This window comes from Metabacillus sp. KJ11-3 (assembly GCF_055808295.1).
Genome location: NZ_CM147865.1, coordinates 3,239,993 through 3,261,162, shown reverse-complemented (window position 1 = coordinate 3,261,162; position 21,170 = coordinate 3,239,993). Strand labels below are relative to the sequence as shown.

Annotated in this window: 17 protein-coding genes, 1 pseudogene and 1 other annotated feature; of the genes and pseudogenes, 16 read left to right on the top strand and 2 right to left on the bottom strand. The window is 36.4% G+C overall.

Going from position 1 to position 21,170, the window contains the following annotated elements:
• Positions 1–25 precede the first annotated feature (25 nt).
• From AC0L8O_RS16420 to AC0L8O_RS16350, 15 genes are all read left to right on the top strand, one after another.
• Positions 26–1,189: a Gfo/Idh/MocA family protein gene (locus AC0L8O_RS16420; RefSeq protein ID WP_473443822.1), complete on the top strand. Its 1,164-nt coding sequence runs from the start codon at positions 26–28 to the stop codon at positions 1,187–1,189.
• Positions 1,190–1,205: 16 nt separating this feature from the next.
• Positions 1,206–2,297 (top strand): Gfo/Idh/MocA family protein, encoded by a 1,092-nt coding sequence (locus tag AC0L8O_RS16415; protein WP_473443820.1) that lies wholly within the window; start codon positions 1,206–1,208, stop codon positions 2,295–2,297.
• 121 nt (positions 2,298–2,418) lie between these two features.
• Positions 2,419–2,931: a MarR family transcriptional regulator gene (locus AC0L8O_RS16410; RefSeq protein ID WP_473448956.1), complete on the top strand. Its 513-nt coding sequence runs from the start codon at positions 2,419–2,421 to the stop codon at positions 2,929–2,931.
• 4 nt (positions 2,932–2,935) lie between these two features.
• Positions 2,936–3,158: a binding site (T-box leader), on the top strand.
• Between the two features lie 47 nt (positions 3,159–3,205).
• Positions 3,206–4,444 (top strand): tyrosine--tRNA ligase, encoded by a 1,239-nt coding sequence (tyrS, locus tag AC0L8O_RS16405; RefSeq protein ID WP_473443818.1) that lies wholly within the window; start codon positions 3,206–3,208, stop codon positions 4,442–4,444.
• A gap of 656 nt (positions 4,445–5,100) precedes the next feature.
• Positions 5,101–6,282: an MFS transporter gene (locus AC0L8O_RS16400; protein WP_473443816.1), complete on the top strand. Its 1,182-nt coding sequence runs from the start codon at positions 5,101–5,103 to the stop codon at positions 6,280–6,282.
• Between the two features lie 506 nt (positions 6,283–6,788).
• The gene (locus AC0L8O_RS16395; RefSeq protein WP_473443814.1) at positions 6,789–8,081 is read left to right on the top strand and encodes an ABC transporter substrate-binding protein; all 1,293 of its coding nucleotides are present in this window, start codon (positions 6,789–6,791) and stop codon (positions 8,079–8,081) included.
• A 108-nt stretch (positions 8,082–8,189) separates the two neighbouring features.
• Positions 8,190–9,140: a carbohydrate ABC transporter permease gene (locus AC0L8O_RS16390; RefSeq protein ID WP_473443813.1), complete on the top strand. Its 951-nt coding sequence runs from the start codon at positions 8,190–8,192 to the stop codon at positions 9,138–9,140.
• 14 nt (positions 9,141–9,154) lie between these two features.
• Positions 9,155–9,994 carry a carbohydrate ABC transporter permease gene (locus tag AC0L8O_RS16385; RefSeq protein WP_473443811.1) on the top strand — a complete coding sequence of 280 codons (840 nt, stop codon included), beginning with the start codon at positions 9,155–9,157 and terminating at the stop codon, positions 9,992–9,994.
• 183 nt (positions 9,995–10,177) lie between these two features.
• On the top strand, positions 10,178–10,864 hold the full coding sequence (locus AC0L8O_RS16380; RefSeq protein WP_473443809.1) for an ABC transporter ATP-binding protein: 687 nt from the start codon (positions 10,178–10,180) through the stop codon (positions 10,862–10,864).
• Complete coding sequence (locus AC0L8O_RS16375) at positions 10,851–11,882, top strand: efflux RND transporter periplasmic adaptor subunit (RefSeq protein WP_473443807.1); 1,032 nt, start codon at positions 10,851–10,853, stop codon at positions 11,880–11,882. Before AC0L8O_RS16380 ends, AC0L8O_RS16375 begins: the two co-directional genes overlap by 14 nt.
• Before the next feature lie 14 nt (positions 11,883–11,896).
• The gene (locus tag AC0L8O_RS16370) at positions 11,897–14,731 is read left to right on the top strand and encodes an ABC transporter permease (RefSeq protein ID WP_473443805.1); all 2,835 of its coding nucleotides are present in this window, start codon (positions 11,897–11,899) and stop codon (positions 14,729–14,731) included.
• Position 14,732: 1 nt separating this feature from the next.
• On the top strand, positions 14,733–15,605 hold the full coding sequence (locus AC0L8O_RS16365; protein WP_473443803.1) for an ABC transporter ATP-binding protein: 873 nt from the start codon (positions 14,733–14,735) through the stop codon (positions 15,603–15,605).
• A gap of 234 nt (positions 15,606–15,839) precedes the next feature.
• Positions 15,840–16,436: a YesL family protein gene (locus tag AC0L8O_RS16360; RefSeq protein WP_473443801.1), complete on the top strand. Its 597-nt coding sequence runs from the start codon at positions 15,840–15,842 to the stop codon at positions 16,434–16,436.
• Between the two features lie 459 nt (positions 16,437–16,895).
• Positions 16,896–18,182 (top strand): Gfo/Idh/MocA family oxidoreductase, encoded by a 1,287-nt coding sequence (locus AC0L8O_RS16355; RefSeq protein WP_473448954.1) that lies wholly within the window; start codon positions 16,896–16,898, stop codon positions 18,180–18,182.
• Positions 18,183–18,376: 194 nt separating this feature from the next.
• The gene (locus AC0L8O_RS16350) at positions 18,377–18,526 is read left to right on the top strand and encodes a hypothetical protein (RefSeq protein ID WP_198025700.1); all 150 of its coding nucleotides are present in this window, start codon (positions 18,377–18,379) and stop codon (positions 18,524–18,526) included.
• A 30-nt stretch (positions 18,527–18,556) separates the two neighbouring features.
• Here AC0L8O_RS16350 and AC0L8O_RS16345 read toward each other — a convergent pair whose 3' ends face one another.
• Positions 18,557–18,793 (bottom strand): CPBP family glutamic-type intramembrane protease, encoded by a 237-nt coding sequence (locus tag AC0L8O_RS16345; RefSeq protein WP_473443799.1) that lies wholly within the window; start codon positions 18,791–18,793, stop codon positions 18,557–18,559.
• On the bottom strand, positions 18,790–19,038 hold the full coding sequence (locus AC0L8O_RS16340; protein WP_473443797.1) for a hypothetical protein: 249 nt from the start codon (positions 19,036–19,038) through the stop codon (positions 18,790–18,792). Before AC0L8O_RS16340 ends, AC0L8O_RS16345 begins: the two co-directional genes overlap by 4 nt.
• Before the next feature lie 512 nt (positions 19,039–19,550).
• On the opposite strand from AC0L8O_RS16340, the pseudogene glpK reads away from it, so the two are divergent.
• Positions 19,551–21,039, top strand: a pseudogene (glpK, locus tag AC0L8O_RS16335) (glycerol kinase GlpK).
• The last annotated feature ends 131 nt before the right edge of the window (positions 21,040–21,170 follow it).

The following is a 21,170-nucleotide window of genomic DNA, read 5'->3' as shown; positions in this document are numbered from 1 at the left end:
ATGAAGAGGGTCTGAGGTGTAAGTGATGACATTAATTAAAGTAGGGATTATTGGCATTGGAAATATGGGTAGTTCACACGCAAAACTTTTAATAGACGGGAAAGTTGAAGGAGCAATTCTGAAAGCGGTATGTGATCCTAACCAAGAGCAGCTTAATGTGATTTCTCGCTACGCATCAGGTAATGTACAAACATATCTTGATGAGGATTCATTTTTAAATGAATCAGGTATAGATGCAATTCTTATCTCAACACCGCATTATGATCATCCAAACCTAGCGATCAAGGCATTCTCCAAAGGAAAGCATGTGCTTATTGAGAAACCAGCAGGTGTTTATACAAAAGATGTAGCAGAGATGAACAAAGCAGCAAAAGAGAGCGGAAAAGTCTATAGTATCATGTATAATCAACGGACAAATCCGATTTATCAAAAATTACGAAGCCTTATACAGTCCGGTGAACTGGGTGAGATAAAACGTACGAATTGGATTATCACAGATTGGTACCGCTCTCAAAGTTATTATGATTCAAGTGAATGGCGGGCAACCTGGCAAGGTGAGGGAGGCGGAGTATTATTAAATCAAGCTCCACATCAGCTGGATTTGTGGCAGTGGACAACAGGGCTTATGCCAAAGCGAGTGCACGCATTTTGCCATAATGGAAAATACCATGATATTGAAGTCGAAGATGATATTACGGCATACGTAGAATATGAAAATGGTGCAACAGGAGTATTCATTACATCAACAGGTGAAGCGCCTGGCACAAATCGTTTTGAAATTGTCGGTGACCGCGGAAAAATGGTGGTTGAAAATAATAACCTATCCTTCTATCGCCTAACTCAATCAGAACGTGAATTTAATGCGACATATAAAGGTGGATTTGGAAGTCCTGAATGCTGGAAAATTGATGTCCCAATAGAGGGGAATAGCACTGATCATCAAGGGATTATTCAAAATTGGATTGATTCAATTTCAAAAGGCACCCCATTATTGGCACCAGGTGAAGAGGGAATCAAAGGTCTTGAGATTTCAAATGCGATCTATTTATCTTCATGGTTAAACGAGCCTGTAGAATTGCCAATTGATGCGGATCTCTTTTATGAGAAGCTGCAAGAAAAAATAAACCAATCTACTTTCCAAAAAAAGAATGTAACAAAAATGACTTTAGATGTGTCAGGAACACATTAAGAGAGGAGAATCATAGATGTCAAAGGATGGTATGAACTATGCACCAAAAGGGAAACCAAATCCTGTCGTGGAAAAAGGAGAATTTCAATTTGCTGCAGCTTGTCTTGATCATGGTCATATTTATGGGATGTGCAATGGATTAGTGGAAGCAGGTGCCACATTAAAGTGGGTTTATGACTCTGATCCGGATAAAGTCGCTCAGTTTGTTAAGGTATTTCCAGAAGTAATGCCTGCTGAGTCGCTAGAGGAAATTTTATCTGATCCAGACATTATGCTTGTAGCAGGAGCGGCAATTCCTTCTAAACGCAGTGAACTTGGAATTAAAGTGATGAAAGCAGGAAAAGATTATTTCACAGATAAAACACCGTTCACTTCAATGAATCAATTAGAAGAAGCAAAGGAAGTAGTCGAGAAAACTGGACAGAAGTATATGGTCTATTACAGTGAGCGTCTTCATGTCGAAGGAGCGGTTTTCGCCGGGGAGCTAATTGAGAGTGGTGCTATCGGCCGTGTTATACAAGTTACCGGATTTGGTCCACATCGATTAAATGCAGCAAGCCGGCCAGATTGGTTTTTTAAGAAAGAGCAATATGGCGGAATCTTATGCGATATAGGCAGTCATCAGATTGAGCAATTTTTATTTTATGCCGGCTGTCAGGATGCAAAAGTTTTGCATAGCAAAATAGCCAACTATCATAATAGTGAATATCCTGAGCTGGATGATTATGGAGATGCCACACTGGTTGGAGATAATGGTGCTACGAATTATTTCCGTGTAGATTGGTTTACACCTGATGGATTAAGTACATGGGGAGATGGAAGAACTTTTATTATAGGAACTGAGGGGACAATTGAGATTCGCAAATACGTTGATCTTGCAAGAGAACAAAACGGTAATCATGTTTATTTAGTTAATAAAGACGGAGAACAACATTTCAATGTATCAGGTAAAGTTGGTTATCCGTTCTTCGGGCAATTAATTCTGGATTGTTTGAACAGAACAGAATCAGCGATGACACAGGCTCATGCGTTTAAAGCTGCTGAATTGTGCCTGCGTGCACAAGAGCAAGCCATTGTTGTATTAGAACATAAAGCTCACGTTAAATAAGCGGTAGGTCCCTCATACAAAGAGTATGTGGGATTTTTTTATTTGTGCTTGCAGAAATTATTATTTTTCGTTAAAATCGTTTCATAGCTAACGATTAAGTTCGGAAAGCAGGTGAGTTTTTATTCATATTTATAATAAAGATGGAGAATTATTACAAGATGAGGTCGATACAATCAGCTCTTTAACAAAGTTACCAATAGATTCTCTTAATTTGGAAGCTATTGCGGTTGTTACAAATATCTATAGAGTAGCACAAGGTTTGAAAAATAAAATGGAACAGGAAATACTATCAGAGTATGGACTTTCGTGGACTTCATTTTCAATACTTTATGATCTATGGATATGGGATTCTCTCGAAACGAAAAAACTTGCTGAATCAGCTGGCGTTTCAAAAGCAACAATAAGTAACATCACAAACACACTTGAGAGAAAAGAACTGTGTTATCGCAAAGTTGATGACAAAGACCGTAGAAAAACGTTTGTCTTGTTGACTGATAAAGGAAAGAACGTGATAGAGGAGCTGTATCCACGTTTCCATACAGGTGAAGTTAATATTGTTTGCAGTTTAAGTGTGTCAGAACAAGTATCAATGGCAAATTTACTAAGAAGAGTTGTTAGGAAAAATAAATTTTAATAAGGTAAAAGCGAAGATAGGAAAAGAAGTAGTCGTTATCTCACTGTTTTCAGAGAGTCGATGGTTGGTGTGAATCGATACATAGATAACACGAATTACATTCCTTGAGCTTTCTTTGTTGGCGTAAATAGCAGCAAAGAACGGTTGAACCGTTAACGATTGAGCGGAAGAATATGATTCTTCAACAAGGGTGGTACCGCGTGAAATAGTCAAACCACGTCCCTTTTTTAGGGATGTGGTTTTTTAGTTCTCAAAAATAGGAGGAGTCATAATAATGAGTGAAATGAAGTTAACAAAAGAACAATCATTAGAAGTAAAAAGGCAACTTGAACTATACAGTCAAGGTGTACAGGAAATGATCCCGACTGAGGAATTAGAAGCCAAAATAGCTAAGTCAATTGTTGAAAATCGGCCCTTAAAAATTAAATTAGGTTTAGACCCATCAGCCCCTGATGTTCATCTTGGTCATACGGTGGTTTTAAATAAAATGAGACAATTCCAAGAAAATGGACATATTATTCAGATCATTATCGGTGATTTTACAGGTAAAATTGGTGACCCAACAGGTAAATCTATCGCTAGAAAGCCGTTAACAGATGAAGAAGTAAAGCATAATGCCAAAACATACTTTGAGCAATTCGCGAAGGTTATCGATATGGAAAGAGTGGAATTGCACTACAATTCCAAGTGGTTGTCAAATTTAAATTTCGAAGATGTCATTCAATTAGCTGGAAAAATAACCGTAGCAAGACTTTTAGAAAGAGATGATTTTGAAAAGCGAATGGCTTTTAACAAGCCGATATCACTGCACGAATTCTTTTATCCTCTAATGCAAGGATATGATTCGGTTGTTTTAGAAAATGACATCGAATTAGGTGGAACAGATCAGCATTTTAATATTTTAATGGGAAGACATTTTCAAGAAAAGTTTGGGAAAGAAAAGCAAGTGGCCATTCTTATGCCATTGTTAGAGGGGCTTGATGGTGTTGAGAAGATGTCCAAATCTAAGAAAAATTACATTGGGATTGATGAAAGTCCACAAGAAATGTATGGAAAAGCAATGTCAATTCCGGATGAATTAATGAATAAATACTTTGGACTAATTACAGATTTTACACCAGATCAAATCAAAAAAATGAAAGAAAAGCTAGAACATGGTATTTTACATCCGAGAGACGCAAAAATGCTGCTTGCTAAAACAATTGTCCGAATGTACCACGGAAATGACGCGGCAGAAAATGCAGAAAGCCAATTTGTAACTGTATTTCAAAAAGGAACAATGCCAGAAGATATACCGGTTGTCATCTGGGAAGGTAATCAGGAAGTATCGATCATAGATTTACTTGTTGAATTAAAGCTGATGAATTCTAAAAGTGAAGCACGAAGAATGATCGGAAATAGGGGAGTTAAGCTCGATGGGAATAAAGTGGAGGATTCAACATTATCTGTAACGGTTAAAGACGGATTAATCATTCAAGTTGGTAAACGTAAATTTATTAAGATAAAGTATTGATGTAATGATTTTTCAATAGTTCATTGTCAAGCTACAGATGGCTTTACTAAGATATGACAATAAAAGAACCGTCAGAGATTTTCTGACGGCTCTTTTAAATGTCCAGAAAATAAAATTTTATATTAAGTGTTGGTGCCCAACTTCGGCATCTAGCCACTCAGACTGAACAGCGTGCTTTTTTATCTCTGCATCTCTTCTATTAGACCGAATGTTTGATGAACCTTATGAATAAAATATAGAAGAACAGCCTGCTGTACATCTAGAGGTTTTTCCATTTAAACTAAGGGACAAATTTAGTTTGCACTTATTCTTCCAGTATAAGTTCATTCTGTAAGAATATATCATGGCTCTTAGGTTAAAATATCTATGAGACTTGAAATCTGTTTTAATTGTGAATGAATAAAGAGTTTTTCAGTTTCTAGTTTCTTTACATAATTATCAATATTTAAATGTATTCCTAAAATCATGATTTTATGGTATTCTTGTCCAAAAGGTTATATCCTATTCATTTTAATTAGTACAATGTTTATTTAATTTTCTAAACATAAATAAATTACATGTCCTAACGCTTCATGCTCTGAATGGAATTTATTGCTTAATTGAGAAAGCGGTTTCTTATACTTGTAATTAAATAATATAAAAGGATTATAATGACGATGACACAAAAACCCCTTCTTCCACTACGTACATTTATGTTTTTTGTCAGTGCGATCGGCTCCATGGTTGTTAGTTTTTTACCAATTTATTTTCAGCATAAGGGATTTTCTAGTTCGCAAATCGGCTGGTTTTTAGCGATTGGTCCTTTAGTTGGGTTAATTGCTCAGCCACTATGGGGATATGCAAGTGATAAATACAAAACTGTTAAAAAGGTTTTATTTGTTTGTTTACTGGGCTTTGTTGCAAGTGTGATTTGGTTATTCAAAATTGACTCATTCTTATGGATTATCATAGCTGGTTCATTCTTTTTCTTCTTTTTCTCACCAGTGAACCCGTTAGCTGATAATCTGGCAAAAAGGCAATCTCAGCTGCATTCTGTAACATTCGGTTCAATAAGAATGTGGGGCTCAATTGGGTTTGCGCTTGTTGCGTTACTTAGCGGATATCTGCTTTCAATGTTCGGGATAGAATTTTTAGTGATCCCGATAACAATTTTAGCAATAATAACCTGCTTATTGTCATTGGTTTTATCTGATGTAAAAGCAGGAACAAAAAAAGTGAATTATAAGGATATTGGCTTGATTTTTAAGGATCCAACATTAGTTGCATTCTTTCTTTTGATTGCTCTTGTTATGCTGACACATCGAACAAATGATTCGTTTATTAGCTTATATTTGTTTGAAATAGGTGGTAATGAGATGTTAGTCGGCTGGATTTGGTTTATTGGCGTATCAAGTGAAGCGCTTCTTTTCTTCCTAAGTGCAAGATGGTTTCGCGCCTCTAATCCAATCATATACATTATTATTGCATCGGCTTTATTTTGTGTAAGATGGATCCTGACCGCACTCGTCAATGATCCATCCATGTTATTAATCGTTCAAGTCCTGCACGGAATTTGTTTTGCAATCGTTTTCCTTGGAGCGATTGAGTATTTATATAAAGTGATTCCAGAAGAACTTCAAGCAACTGGTCATATGGTGTTTGTTGGTATTTCGTTTGGAATCACTGGGATTATCGGTTCATCTCTTGGTGGAATCGTTTTTGAAATTTACGGTGGCTCGACTCTTTATTTCCTGTTAGCCTGTTCATCTTTACTCGGTATGATTGGTTTCATCTTTTTTTATAAAAAGGAGAAAAAGTTTCAAGTAAAACAGGTAAAAGGGATTGAAAGTATTAGATAAGAAAGATATTGGTATATCTGGGATATTTGTTGGTGTCATCACAGTGTAGTGGTGGCACCTTTTTGTTTTATGGATTTGAAGAGAATCCTCTCGAACCATTTGACAACTAGCAAATAATCATATGAGAAATCTTGAACAATAAGTGAATTATTTCGACTGTTAGTGGAATTGTAGCATTTAGCTATAAAGTCTGAATACTTCCTAAAACTTTTCAAATGAAAAAGTTTATTTTCATACGAAATTGGATGTACTAGTCAAAGTATTCATCGTAAAATTTCGGCAAAAAGTTATGTAAATTTACGTAATTTTCACTTAAGAGAAAATGAACACAAACCCTTATATTATGCACGAATTGAAAAGAATCGAATAGTGAATAAGTGGATAATTGTCGAATTATGTTAATGAAAGCCCTTTCATTAGTTATTTACAACGTCAATTTACCAGAATATAATGATACCAACCAGTAAGTTTATTGGTTAAACAAATGGGGAGTAGGGGGATGTTACATGTTTAAAAAGCCGGGAATACAAAGGTTCATTTTGGTATTTTTCAGTTTGATGCTTTTACTAGGTGTGACAGCATGTAGTAGTAACAAGACTTCTAGTGACGACGGTAAAGCAAGTGATGGTAAGGTTAAACTGACGATCTGGATATGGCCAGGAATGGGAATTGAAGATCAACTTAAACAATATGCAGAAGAAAACAATATCGAAATTGAAATTCAAAGTGCAGAGTTTGCTGATGTACATAGTAATTTAACAACTGCTTTAGCAGCTGGAAGCGGTGCACCTGATATTTCAGCAATCGAGGTAAAAGGTATTGATAAAATGAAAGCAACTCCAGATCATTTTTATAATTTACTAGATTTAGGTGCAGAAGATATCAAGGATGATTACTTAGATTGGAAATGGAAGCAAGCGCTTACGCCGGATGGGAAATCATTATTAGGTATCCCAACGGATATTGGCCCTCAAGCAATGGCGTACCGCACAGATATTTTTGCAGAAGCAGGTTTACCAACTGATCGGGAAGAAGTTGCCGAACTGATAAAAACATGGGATGACTTTATTAAAGTTGGAGAACAAATTAAAGAAAAAACAGGTAAAGCTTTAATTGACTCACCCAACGGTGCTTATTCTGTAATGGAAGGTCAAGGAGATGAAAAATACTATGATGCAGATGGAAATGTGATTGTAAAAGATAATCCACAAATCAAAAAAGCATATGATTTTGCATCACTTATTATTGACAAAGACTTAACAGCTGGCTTTGAACAATTTTCATCTGAATGGGGAACAGGCATGAATAATGGTGACTATGCTACAGTTCTTGCACCTGCATGGATGATGACTAACATGAGACAAAATGCTCCAGATGCTTCGGGTAAATGGGATATGACATTACTTCCAGAAGGTTCAGGTAACTGGGGTGGATCTTTCTTAACGATTCCGAAACAATCAAAGCATCCGGAAGAAGCGTATAAATTAATTAGTTGGTTACTGTCACCAGAGCAACAGTTAGTTACATTTAAGGAATCTGGAAATTTCCCTTCAACTCCAGGAATCTATGATTCTGAAGAAATTCAAAACTATACAAGTGAGTATTACAGCAATGCTCCTGTAGGAAAAATTTATGCTGAAGCTGCACAACAAGTTAAACCGATTGTAGAAGGCCCTGAATCAATCCAAATTGAAACGATTATTACTGATGCCATTACACGTGTGAAGGATGGGCAGGCGGAACCTGCTGATAGCTGGAAAAAAGCAATGGATCAGCTAGAACGTGAGCTTGCTAGATAATGTAAACGTTTATTTTGATGAGTGAATTGAAAGTGGAGGATGACTTAGACACCGGGGACTTTCTTAAAAAGCAAGTCATCCTCCGTTTAAAAAGGGGGAGATCATAAAGTGGCCTCAAATCTGGAAGTGAATAAGGACAGCGCAATTCAGACAACTACAAAAACAAGGAAAACATTGAAACAATCTACGAGAGATCACATCTCAGGATATTTATATATTTCTCCATTTTTTATCGTTTTTGGAATTTTTGGAGTATTTCCGATTATTTATACTGCCTATATCTCATTTCATAAATGGAATATTTTGGGGACTAGAGAATTTATTGGCTTCAAGAATTACCAGCTCCTATTTACAGATCCTCTATTTTGGAAAGCTCTAGGAAATACGTTTAGTATTTGGGTTATTTCAACTTTACCACAGTTATTTTTAGCGTTAGTCCTTGCATTTATTTTGAACTCAGCCTTTGTAAAAGGGCGCCAGTTTTTCCGATTAGCCATTTTTTTACCGAATATTACTTCAGTTGTTGCAGTAGCCATAATATTTGGAGCTATTTTTGGCGAGAAGTATGGAATTCTAAACTATATGTTATCGTTTGTAGGAATTGATCCGATTAACTGGACTGGTACTTATTTTGGAACTCATATTGCTATTGCCGCAATGGTTATGTGGAGATGGACAGGATATAATACCATTATCTATTTAGCTGCATTGCAAAGTATTCCTAAGGATTTGTATGAAGCGGCGACAATTGATGGAGCAAATAAAATTCAGCAATTCTTTCATATTACGATACCGATGATTCGTCCCATGGTTATTTTTACAGTGATTTTATCAACTATTGGAGGAATGCAGATTTTTGCAGAGCCGTTAATGTTCTCAGGAGCAGGTGGAGGAGCATTAGATCAAGGTTTAACGATGACACTTTACTTATATGAGGAAGCATTTGTAAGAAATTCATTTGGTTATTCATCTGCGATTGCTTGGGTGTTATTCCTAATCATCGTTCTATTTTCTCTAGTTAATCTATTTATAACAAATAGAATTAAATCTGCTGATTAAGGAAGTGAAGATATATGAAAGAAGTAGGAGTGAAGTGGTATCACCCTGGTAGAATCATAACATATATTATGTTAATCTTGATTACGTTTCTATCGATTTTTCCTTTTTATTGGATGTTTGTCATTGGGTCGAATCACACGTCAGCTGTTAATAAATTTCCACCTGCCATGATGCCAGGGGCTAGCTTTATTGAAAATGCTCAAAAGGTATTTGTTAACATTGATTTCTTTAAAGCGATAATGAATTCTGTTATTGCGTCAACTTCAATCACAATTGCTGTTTTATTTTTCTGCTCATTAGCAGGCTTTGCTTTTTCAAAATTAGAATTTAAAGGTAGAAATTGGTTGTTTGTTTTTGTTATAGCAACCATGATGGTCCCAACACAATTAGGGATCATTCCTTCTTACATGATCATGAGTAATTTAGGCTGGATCGACAGTTTAAATGCAATTATTGTACCAGCAATGGTAAATGCCTTCGGTGTTTTCTGGATGCGTCAGTATATTGGTGCGACCATTCCAAATGAACTTTTGGATGCTGGTAGAATTGATGGTTGTTCAAACTTTAAGCTGTATTGGAGAATTGTCCTACCGTCCGTTAGGCCAGCGGTTGCAACATTAGGCTTAATTACTTTCATGAATGTATGGAACGACTTCTTATGGCCATTAGTTGTTTTAAAAGATCGAAGCGTTCATACCATTCAAATTGCTTTACGTACATTAAATGGTGCATATTATCAGGATTTTGCGATGATTTTGGCCGGAACTTTTATGGCTACATTACCAATTCTCATCGTATTCTTAATGTTCAGTAAGCAATTTATCGCAGGTTTAACCGAGGGATCAGTCAAATAAGTGGAAAAGAGTCTTCGGCTCTTTTCCTCTTTCTTTTTTTAAGTTAGCTAAAGTAGGTTTTTAACGATTTGTTGATTTGAGAGAGCTCAATTGAAAAGGTAAAATAGTGCTAGTTTACTAGAAGATGTTATGAGAAAATAAGAATAAATAAAGCGTTTACATTTTAGGTGTAAACGATAGGGGATGGAAATAATCGAAGCAGTTATACAAATGAATGAAGTGGAAAAAGTTTATGGAAACGGGAATCGACAAGTACAAGTGTTAAAGGGGATTAATCTTTCAATAACCGAAAACCAAGTAATTGCCTTAAAAGGTAGATCTGGGTCAGGTAAAACAACTATTTTAAATTTAATTGGTGCCCTTGATCGACCTACAAACGGTGAAATCTACTTTCAAGGTCAGCCTTTAAGTCGGTTAAATGAAAAGCAGCAATCTGAATATCGAAGAACTAAGCTTGGGTTTATTTTTCAATCACATGGGCTAGTGCCTCTCATGACAGTTGAAGAAAATATAGAATTTGGGTTAAGAGTGGCAGAGGTTCCGAGAGAAGAGTGGGATACTAGGGTGAAAGATGCGATTGAATTAGTTGGTTTAACAAATCGAGCGAAGCACCGACCTTTCGAACTATCTGGGGGAGAGCAGCAACGTGTTGCTATTGCTCGGGCCATTTCCATTGAACCACCTCTCATTCTTGCTGATGAACCAACGGCAGAATTAAATAGCTCAATGGCTTTTCATATCGTTCAATCGTTTAAAAAGCTAGTTAAGATGAAAAGCATGACGATGATCATGACAACACATGATCCGGCTGTGATGGAAATGCTCGATAAAGTCTACACATTGGAGGATGGAAGAATTGAAACCAGTTAAACGCAATCGATTGTTTACATATCCTTTATTATCATTTGCCCTTGTTATTCCGTTATCTGCCTGTTCACTTCTTCCAAAGGAGGAACCCGTTCTCGCTCCTCCATTAGTAGAACCTGCAAAAATTGATTACGATACAGCTGATGTAAAGAAAGGAGAATTAGTGAAACATGTAAAAGGCCTTGCTACAGTAACTCCACTTGAAAATGAACCACTTTCCTTTACGCAATCAGGTGGTCGTTTAAAGAAGATCCATGTAAAAAAGGGGGATGCTGTTAAGAAAAACCAACTCATAGCAGAGCTGGATTCTGGAAGTCTTGACTTTGAGCTGGAGCTTGCTGAAATAGAATTAAAAAAAGCAGAGATTCGACTTAAGCAAGCAAAGGGACAAGGTGCTGATTCATATACGATTAATTTAGCAGAATTAGATGTCGATAGTCTAACCATCCAAATAGGAAAACTAAAAAGCGAGATTGAAAAAACAAAAATTCTTTCTCCACTAAGTGGAATAGTTACATTTATAGAAGAGAAAAAGGCAGGCGATATGATGGATGCATTTCAACCTGTGGTCCAGGTAGCTGATACATCAAAGCTTCAGCTAGTCTATACAGCTACAGGTGCTGATGAGTTAAATGAAACTAAGATTGGCATGGATGTAGAGGTATCGGCAAATGGAAAAACAATAAAAGGGAAAGTCGTTCAAACACCTTCAGAAGTTCCTCGTGAAAAACTAGAAGAAAATCCTGATTTGTATCAACGTAGTATTTTTATGACAGTAGATGAACTACCGAAAGAGATTAACGTAGGAGACTCGATTGATTTTGATATCATCACAGCTAAAGTGGATGATGTGTTAATCATTCCTAAAGGGGCTTTGCGAAATTTAGCTGGTCGTACGTATGTCCAAATATTAGAGGGAGATGCGAAGCGTGAAGTAGACATTGATTGTGGTCTTATTTCAGCAACGGAGGTTGAAGTTGTCAGCGGATTGGCTGAAGGGGACACCGTTATTTTGAAGTAAAGGGGGGTGACTAAGTGGCACTCATAAAAATTATCTTTCAAAAAATGAGGAATAATAAATGGCTGACTTGTAGTTTATTTCTTGGTTTATTTATCACAGTCTCGCTTGTTTCAAGTATACCCACCTATACCTCAAGTGTTCTTCATAAGTTATTAGTGAAAGAATTAGAGCAACACCAAATTGAAAAAAATCACTTTCCCGGGGAATTTTCCTTTATAACAACCTTTGAAAAAGATCAGAACTCTATAGAAGCAACGAAAAAGATTGGTCAAATCAATAATCAAATAATCAATAATACAAGTCTTCCGATTTTAGCGAATACAACCATATTAAGTACAGTTCCCTTTGATATTTTCGTTGAAAATAAAACAGAATCCAATAAGCATGGACGATTTGTTGGTTTAACAAGTGTTGAAAAGCATATTACGATCACAGATGGTCGCTTGCCTTCTAAAAATAGTGAGAATGGAATTATTGAAGTAATCGTTCCAGAAACCTCTTTACAAAAGAGGGGAATTGTTTTAAATACAACTTTAATTGCTGTTGAGGGTGATCTCGAATTAACAGTCAAGCCAGTGGGAACATTTCAAGCCAAAAACCAAAATGACCCGTATTGGTCGATTCCACCTGAACGATACACAGATGACTTTATTGTTCTGGAAGATACATACCAAGAGATGTTTTTTAAGGAAGAGCTTCTATCATCCGCAAGGTTTTTTTCTGCTTTTGATTATTATGCGATTATGAATGAGCATATCCCGTCTTTGCTTCAATTAAAGGATAAAGTGAAGGCAGACGTAAGTGAGGTTGTGGATACACCAGTGATTGTCCAGTTCCCAATATCAGATATTTTGTTTTCCTATGAAAAGAAAGAGAACCAATTAAAAACAATGTTATGGTCACTGCATGTTCCTGTCCTAGTGATGCTTGCTTTGTATCTTTTTATGGTATCAAGATTAATTGTGAACAGACAATTAACAGAGATCGCTGTTTTATCAAGCCGTGGTGCAACAAGGTTTCAAATCATGAAAATTTACTTAATTGAACTTGGCATTTTAGCAGGTCTTGCCTTTTTAATTGGTCCTTATTTTGGAATGTTGCTTTGTAAAATTTTAGGAGGGACGAATGGGTTTCTACAGTTTGTTCAAAGAGAAGCCTTGCCTATAAGTTTAGGATATGAATCTTTTCTATACGCTGGAGTAGCTGTGTTTGCTTCGGTTTTTATGGTTATGATACCAGTTTTCCAAGGATCCAATCAAAGCATTGTTCACCAAAAGCAAAATACAGCAAAACCAGTGGCGAAAACAAGGTGGTCATTACTTGTTCTCGGTATAGTGCTATTAGGTGTCTCTATTTATGGATTATTTGTATTTAATAATAGGCAACCAACAGTTAGTCAGGATTACTCAGTAGATCCAATTTTATTTTTTATTCCTGCTTTATTTGTTATAGGTCTAGGCTTGTTGCTTTTACATCTTTATCCATTAATGTTGGCTGGTGTGTATAAGATTGGGAAACGATATTGGAATTTATCCCTTTATAGTACATTTATCCAAGTGAGTCGATCGTTTAATCAATATCAATTTCTCATGTTGTTTTTAATGATGACAATTGGGATCGGAATTTTCAGTGCCAGTGCTGCCCGAACACTAAATGAAAATTTTGAGGAGCAAATTCGTTATGAAAACGGAGCAGATATGACGATTGATGTGAAATGGCCGAGTACGGAAGTGGCAACTAGTCCGGTATTTTCATCAGTACCTTCAGGAGAACAAGCGACAGAACAAGATGGGGAAGCGGTAAAAGAGAATGAAACGTCTGTTACAGAAACACAATTTGTCTACTCGGAACCTTCTTTTGAACCTTATTTAAATATGAAAGAAGTCGAGCATGCGGCAAAGGTATTAAAATTTGCTGGAGTAAAAGCTGAAGCGAAGGGTAAAGCTCTTTATTCTTTTGAAGTGATGGGAATTGAACCGAAGGAATTTGGGCAAACAGCTTGGTTTAGTCCTAGTCTTCTTCCGCATCATTGGTATGAATATTTGAATTTGCTATCACAAGAACAAAGCTCAGTCCTTATTTCTAGATCAGTTTCAAAAGCTCTAGGAGTAAAGGTAGGAGATTATATGAAGGTTGAGGGAGATTACACGAACTCAATGGAGGTTGTTGTGTACGGGATCATTGATTACTGGCCGAGCTTTTTACCTAAGAAAAAGGACGATGATGCTGAACCACCTGCTTTAATTGTCGCAAATTTACCTTATGTTCAAAATGCGATGGGCTTAAAACCATATGAGGTTTGGTTAAAAGTGAAACCAGATGTTTCAAGAGAAGCACTGTATCGGTCCCTTGATGATACAAACATGCCAATTATTAAGATGGATGATGTACAGCCAGAACTTATAAAGCTAAAAAATGGAGCATTTCTACTCGGTCTAAATGGAACTCTATCTTTAGGCTTCATTGTCTCAATTATTATAGCGTTTATCGGATTTTTATTATTTTGGATATTAACGATTAAATCACGTGTTCTACAATATGGTGTATTCCGTGCAATGGGAATTCCACTTAAGAAATTAATCGGCATTCTTTTGTTTGAACAAGTATTAACATCCGGATTCGCTTCTATCATTGGGATCATTGTTGGCGGAATAACAAGTGTTTTGTTTGTTCCGTTGTTTCACCTTTCAATGGAAAAACAGTTGCCATTTCAAGTGATATTCGATCCAAGTGATGAGAGAAAAATTTATCTTTTTGTCGCTTTGATGCTGTCAGTTGGGTTAATAATTTTAGTGCTGCTTGTAAAGAAAATCAAAATCTATCAAGCGATTAAGTTAGGTGAGGATTAACATGATACTGTGCAAAGATTTAATGAAAATATATAAAGTTGATGAAGAAAATGAAGTCATGGCGCTTCAAGGCCTAGATTTAGAGGTCAAAGAAGGCGAGCTTATGGGCATCATAGGCAGCAGTGGTAGTGGGAAATCAACTCTCTTAAATATGCTTGGTGGATTAGATCGCCCAACAGCTGGAAAGTGCCTTGTTGATGGGAAGGATCTATTAAGATTACAACCTAAAGAGCTTGTAAGCTATAAGCTTGAAACCGTTGGCTTTGTTTGGCAAAACAATGCAAGAAATATCATTCCATATTTAACTGCAATTGAAAATGTCGAACTACCCATGTTATTAAAAGGTCGACATAAACGAGAACGAGCAAAGGAATTGCTTGAATTAGTTGGAATGGGTCATCGTTATAAAAACAAGCTAACAATGCTTTCAGGAGGAGAGCAGCAGCGTGTTGCGATTGCCATAGCGCTTGCAAACGATCCTAAATTGTTATTGGCAGACGAACCAACAGGTAGTGTAGATGCCAAAACAGCAGATGTTGTCCTTGGTGTTCTTCGAGAACTGAATCGCTCTCTTAACAAAACGATCGTAATCGTATCTCATGATACAGAACTAACCAAGAAGCTCGATCGTGTTGTTGCGATAAGAGATGGTAAAACATCCAGTGAAATCTTGAGGAAAACGTATGTTGAAGAACAATATCAGGAGGCTGTTCAAGAAGAGGAAACTCATGAAGAATTAGCTGTAATTGATCGTGCAGGTAGAATTCAGATTCCGAGGGATTACTTAGAATCAATTAAACTAGGTGACTCGAATAAGCTGCGGGTTGAACTCGAGGACGGCCGAATCGTCCTGGTAAATCCGAAAAGTGGCTAATTGTTGTGGTCTGCAAAATAGAATGGGAATGTGCAAAAAAGCTAGGGTAGTTTGCAAGAAAGTGAGAAAAGTTGCAAAAAAATGTGTCAGCTCTGCAAAAAAACCTTCTGAAGTTGCAAAAATCATAGGTAAACAAGAGAAAGAAGGATGTCATGTCAGAAAAATAGTTTAAATTAGATGAAATTAAGTGGAGCTGACCTTAGAATCACAATTCCAACTAAATGGGGTGAAAGAATGAACTTTATGAACGGTAAGTTTTTTCGAGTTTTAGAGATTCTCACAAACTTCTTTTTGCTCAATCTCATCTGGTTGCTTACATGTTTACCTGTTGTAACGATTTTTCCTGCAACAGCAGCAATGTTTGCTGTTAGTCGACAATGGATTCTTCATCATGATGAATCTGTCTTTAAAGCATTCTTTAAACACTTCAAAGAAAACTTGAAACAAAGCTTTATGATCGGTTTACTTTGGGGATTTTTTGCACTTGTATTATATATGAATTTTGTTTTACTACTAGAGGTCGAGTCCATCAAATTTTTTCTATTTCCTTTCGTTATTTTATTTGCAGGGCTGATGCTGTTAACGACAGTTTTCTTGTTTCCGGTAATGGTTCACTATGACTTGCGAGTGTTTGATATTGTGAAGAACTCCTTTTTCTTAGCAATGGGGTTTCTCCCAAGAAGTTTACTAGGAATCGGTGTGATGATAGGAATTTTCCTTCTATTTATTTGGCAACCGATGACAATATTTATTAGCTTTAGTATTGGATGTTATTTTATTTTTCAAATTAGTAATAAGGTGTTTGAGATAAAACAAATCGTGGCTCCTTAAAGTTCTAAGCTTGTCTAAAAAATAATAAATGAATAGGGAAAAAGCTGGAAGGATGAAGGGTGAAAAAGATTCAAGTTGAGGGTTTAGAAAAAGAGTGTTTTCAAATCGTATGGGTTCTATGGAGGTTGACTAATAGCTCAGTTCAACAGAGCTATATCAAGAAATAACTGTGAAAAACCCAAATTAAAACTAGATATGGTGATACAGTGCCTGTTACTCCACTTAAACTTAATTGATTTAATAAGTGAACGCCACTCGTTGATCCCGTAAAATTTGTATGAAGCTCTAATTGGCCGATTAGAAGGTAAAACATTTGATTATGACACACACACACGTTAAGAAATGTGAATGAATTGTTATGAACTGATAACAATGTAAAAATTGAAAAACAAGAGCATGAAAATCTAGCAGAGGTAATAAAGTGAAATGACATATAAAATGAATAGATAAGGAGTTTTTATTGTGAAAAAATACGTGTTAGTAGGTACAGGTGGAAGAGCAGAGTTTTTTTACGGAGCCATTGTGCGAGACTTTAAGGAAACATGTCAGCTGGTAGCTTTTTGCGATTTGAATCAAACGAGAATGGATTATGCGAATCGTTTATTAGAAGAAAGATATGACCATTCACAAATAAACACATATTTACATACAGAATTCGAACTGATGATTGAAAAGGAAAAGCCGGATACTGTGGTTGTAACTTCCGTTGACCGTACCCACCATACGTACATTATAAAAGCATTGGAACTTGGGTGTGATGTAGTTACCGAAAAGCCAATGACGGTTGATGCGGAGAAATGTCGGGCCATTATTGATGCTGTACATCGTACTGGTAAGGAAGTTCGCGTAGCCTTCAATTACCGCTATGCTCCTCATAACACAAAGCTTAGAGAACTTATTATGAATGATGTGATTGGTCAAGTAAACTCAGTTAATTTTGAATGGGCATTGGATACACAGCATGGTGCAGACTACTTCCGTAGATGGCACCGTGATAAGCGGAATAGCGGAGGTCTGCTTGTACATAAATCCACTCACCATTTTGATTTGGTTAATTTTTGGTTGGGAACAACACCTGAAACTGTTTATGCAGCCGGCGGATTACGTTTTTATGGGCGAGAAAATGCCGAATCAAGAGGTATAACCCAATTTTACCAACGTGCACATGGAAGCAAGTTTGCTAAGGAAGACCCGTTCGCAATTGACTTGGAAGGAAATCAACATTTAAAGGCCATGTACTTGGATGCAGAAATTGAAGATGGCTATCAACGAGATCAAAGTGTATTCGGTGATGGAATAAATATCGAGGATACACTAGGTGTGATGGTAACGTACAAGAATAAAGCGATTCTCAATTATTCCTTAAATGCTTATCTACCATGGGAAGGATATATGGTGTCCTTCAATGGTACAAAAGGTAGAATTGAAGTCCGCATTCGTGAGCAGTCTTATATTAATTCTTGTGGAAGCAAGGATGAGGAAGGAAAGGTTCAAGAAAAATCGATTATGGTCATGCCTATGTTTGGTCAGCCTTATGAAGTAGACGTAGTTGAAGGAACAGGAGGACATGGAGGTGGAGACCCAGTTCTTCTTCAAGATATCTTCGGAACTCCTGTAAAAGACGAATTTAATCGTGCGGCTACCCATGTTGATGGTGCGATGTCGATTTTAACTGGAATTGCGGGAAATATCTCTCTAAGCACTGGTCAACCGGTGAAAGTTGATGAGTTAATAAAGCTAGACTGATGTGGGGTCAGTAAATAATAGAAGTAGATTGAAAGGGAGCCGGGAAAAAACGGCTCCCTTTCATTATTTTAATAAGTTATTTTAAAAAGCAAATAAATAAATTCTATATGATTAATTTCTAAAATTCACCATTCATAAATGTTGAATACCTGGAGATTCTATAATTAGTATGTCATAAATAAAAGGGGTGTATTATGAAAGATAAACAATTTCAGGATGATTTAGACCAATACAAAATGCCTGATGCAGTAAAACATGCTAAGAAGGGGACGTACAAGGTTGGATATGAAGCATCAACTGGTAACAAAACAAATCCGAATCATGATGTTGGGAAGAAAGTATAAAGTACAGAACACCGAGAGCTATCGGTGTTCTTACATGCTAGGTGGAATATAGAGATTTAAAAATACAAAAACAGATAGATTCCCGATATCAACTAGAAAATGAGAAAATAATGGCCATCGTAAGCTGTTCGTTTTATATCGTATTATTGACCAAAACAATCCCATAATAAAGAGGACGATTAACAATTGTAGTGATCGGTTGCCAATCGAAAATATTCTCCATAAAAAGAAATGACACAAAGAAAATAGAATGCTTGAGTATATCACAATAACCCATTGGGAAGTTTTTTCCCGGCATAATACATTTGTTCAAACCAAGGGTTAATGAGAGCAAACAACATCACAAGGGATGCTCCCAATGGATACTCTATAATTAATATGTAATTTGGGATAATGATTCCGGTAATAGGAAAAACTCCAATTAGAATTCCAATGATCAACCACTTCTTTTTAAATTGCGGTTTTTTAAACCAATCTTTAATAGTATCAATTGAGACAAACTTACCAATCATAATTCCTAGTAAACTCCAATATAATATAGCTGTTATCAGCCAAGAATATAAGGGGAAATATGAATTGCTAATGGTAACAATAAGGTGAATACTGACAATAATTATTATAGGACAAAGTAACACAAACCTTCTGCTAGGTTAAATATTTACAATCTCACAATTGCGTTTTCATAAAATTTACGTATTTTTAACATAAAAAAATAATTAGTTAATCATTTTAATAGTTTATGTTCGTGAATGTAAAATGTGATTGACATCGTTTCCATAATCGGGATATAATTTTATACAAGTTAATAAGTGTGACGGAGATTAGGAGATTCACAGACAAATGCCAAAAATAGGGTGTTTTCTGCCGAATCTTCTTTTTTTACTTTCAGTAAAGATAAGAATTTATAGATGAAGTATAAAAAGAACTAAGACTTTCGCCATAGGACTTGGCGATCAGCCATGTTTTTTTAATGAATTGTAACTCTGAAAGATAAATATTCACATAGATTGCAGGAGGATTATCGATGGAAACATACATCTTATCATTAGATCAAGGTACAACAAGCTCAAGGGCTATTATATTTAATAAAAAAGGTGAAATTGTTCATACGGCTCAAAAGGAATTCAAACAATATTTCCCGCAATCTGGTTGGGTTGAGCACAATGCAAATGAGATCTGGGGTTCAATTCTTGCTGTAATAGCTACTGCCTTATCAGAATCAAATATAAGAGCAGAACAAATAGAAGGAATTGGAATTACGAATCAGCGTGAAACAACGGTTGTGTGGGATAAAGAGACGGGAGCACCTGTATATCATGCGATTGTTTGGCAGTCAAGGCAAACAAGTGGAATTTGTGAAGAGCTTAAGCAGGGTGGCTATGAGCAGACAATTCGGAAAAAAACAGGGTTATTAATTGATCCTTATTTCTCCGGTACAAAGGTTAAGTGGATACTGGACAATGTAGAAGGGGCGAGAAGTAAAGCCGAAGAGGGTAAACTGTTGTTCGGTACAATTGACACTTGGCTCATTTGGAAGTTATCCGGTGGTAAAGCACATGTAACAGATTTTAGTAATGCTTCAAGAACGTTGATGTTTAATATTCATGAGTTAAAATGGGATGAAGAATTATTGGAAATACTAAATGTCCCATCCTCAATGCTGCCGGAGGTTCGGTCATCCTCTGAAATTTATGCACATACAGTTGGATATCATTTCTTTGGTGAAGAGGTTCCAATCGCAGGAGCGGCGGGAGATCAACAAGCTGCAATGTTTGGACAGGCTCTGCTTTGAAAAGGGGATGGGTAAAAGCACATATGGGACAGGCTGTTTTATGCTGATGAATACAGGTGAAAAAGCTGTTGAATCTGAGCATGGGTTATTAACTACTATCGCTTGGGGAATAAACGGCAAAGTCGAGTATGCACTTGAAGGTAGTATTTTTATTGCAGGTGCAGCTATTCAATGGCTAAAAGACGGTATGAGAATGTTAAATTCAGCAAGTGATAGTGAGAAATATGCAAGAAGAGTGGACTCAACTGAGGGTGTTTATGTGGTTCCGGCCTTTGTTGGCCTTGGTACACCATACTGGAACAGTGAAGTACGGGGATCTGTTTTTGGACTAACACGCGGAACAAGCAAAGAGCACTTTGTGAGGGCAACGATTGAATCACTGGCTTATCAAACGAAGGATGTATTATCTGTCATGGAAGTTGATTCAGGCATTGAATTAAAAACACTTCGGGTTGATGGAGGAGTTGTCAAAAATAACTTCCTATTAGAATTTCAAAGTGATTTGTTAAATGTTTTAGTAGAAAGACCAGTGATCAATGAAACAACAGCACTTGGCGCAGCATACCTTGCTGGATTGGCTGTCGGTTATTGGGAGAGCCAAAAAGAAATTGAATTACAGTGGGCTGTTGATCAACAATTCGAGCCAAATATGGCACAAGAAAAACGTGATGAGCTATACGATGGCTGGAAAAAGGCAGTTCAAGCGGCAATGGCATTTTAATAATAAATGTAAGTTAAGATACACAAATAGAAATAAATCTGCTATACTATAAACAAGTTAATAAACGGTATTGAGAAACGGAGAGACCACGACACATTATCTATTTTTGGATAATGTTGTTCGTGGTCTCT

Excerpts from the sequence above, each read along its gene's own strand:
- AC0L8O_RS16420 (WP_473443822.1), top strand. The coding sequence starts at position 26 with ATGACATTAATTAAAGTAGGGATTATTGGCATTGGAAATATGGGTAGT.
- AC0L8O_RS16415 (WP_473443820.1), top strand. The coding sequence starts at position 1,206 with ATGTCAAAGGATGGTATGAACTATGCACCAAAAGGGAAACCAAATCCT.
- tyrS (WP_473443818.1), top strand. The coding sequence starts at position 3,206 with ATGAGTGAAATGAAGTTAACAAAAGAACAATCATTAGAAGTAAAAAGG.
- AC0L8O_RS16400 (WP_473443816.1), top strand. The coding sequence starts at position 5,101 with ATGACACAAAAACCCCTTCTTCCACTACGTACATTTATGTTTTTTGTC.
- AC0L8O_RS16395 (WP_473443814.1), top strand. The coding sequence starts at position 6,789 with ATGTTTAAAAAGCCGGGAATACAAAGGTTCATTTTGGTATTTTTCAGT.
- AC0L8O_RS16385 (WP_473443811.1), top strand. The coding sequence starts at position 9,155 with ATGAAAGAAGTAGGAGTGAAGTGGTATCACCCTGGTAGAATCATAACA.
- AC0L8O_RS16380 (WP_473443809.1), top strand. The coding sequence starts at position 10,178 with ATGGAAATAATCGAAGCAGTTATACAAATGAATGAAGTGGAAAAAGTT.
- AC0L8O_RS16365 (WP_473443803.1), top strand. The coding sequence starts at position 14,733 with ATGATACTGTGCAAAGATTTAATGAAAATATATAAAGTTGATGAAGAA.
- AC0L8O_RS16360 (WP_473443801.1), top strand. The coding sequence starts at position 15,840 with ATGAACTTTATGAACGGTAAGTTTTTTCGAGTTTTAGAGATTCTCACA.
- AC0L8O_RS16350 (WP_198025700.1), top strand. The coding sequence starts at position 18,377 with ATGAAAGATAAACAATTTCAGGATGATTTAGACCAATACAAAATGCCT.
- AC0L8O_RS16340 (WP_473443797.1), bottom strand. The coding sequence starts at position 19,038 with ATGATTGGTAAGTTTGTCTCAATTGATACTATTAAAGATTGGTTTAAA.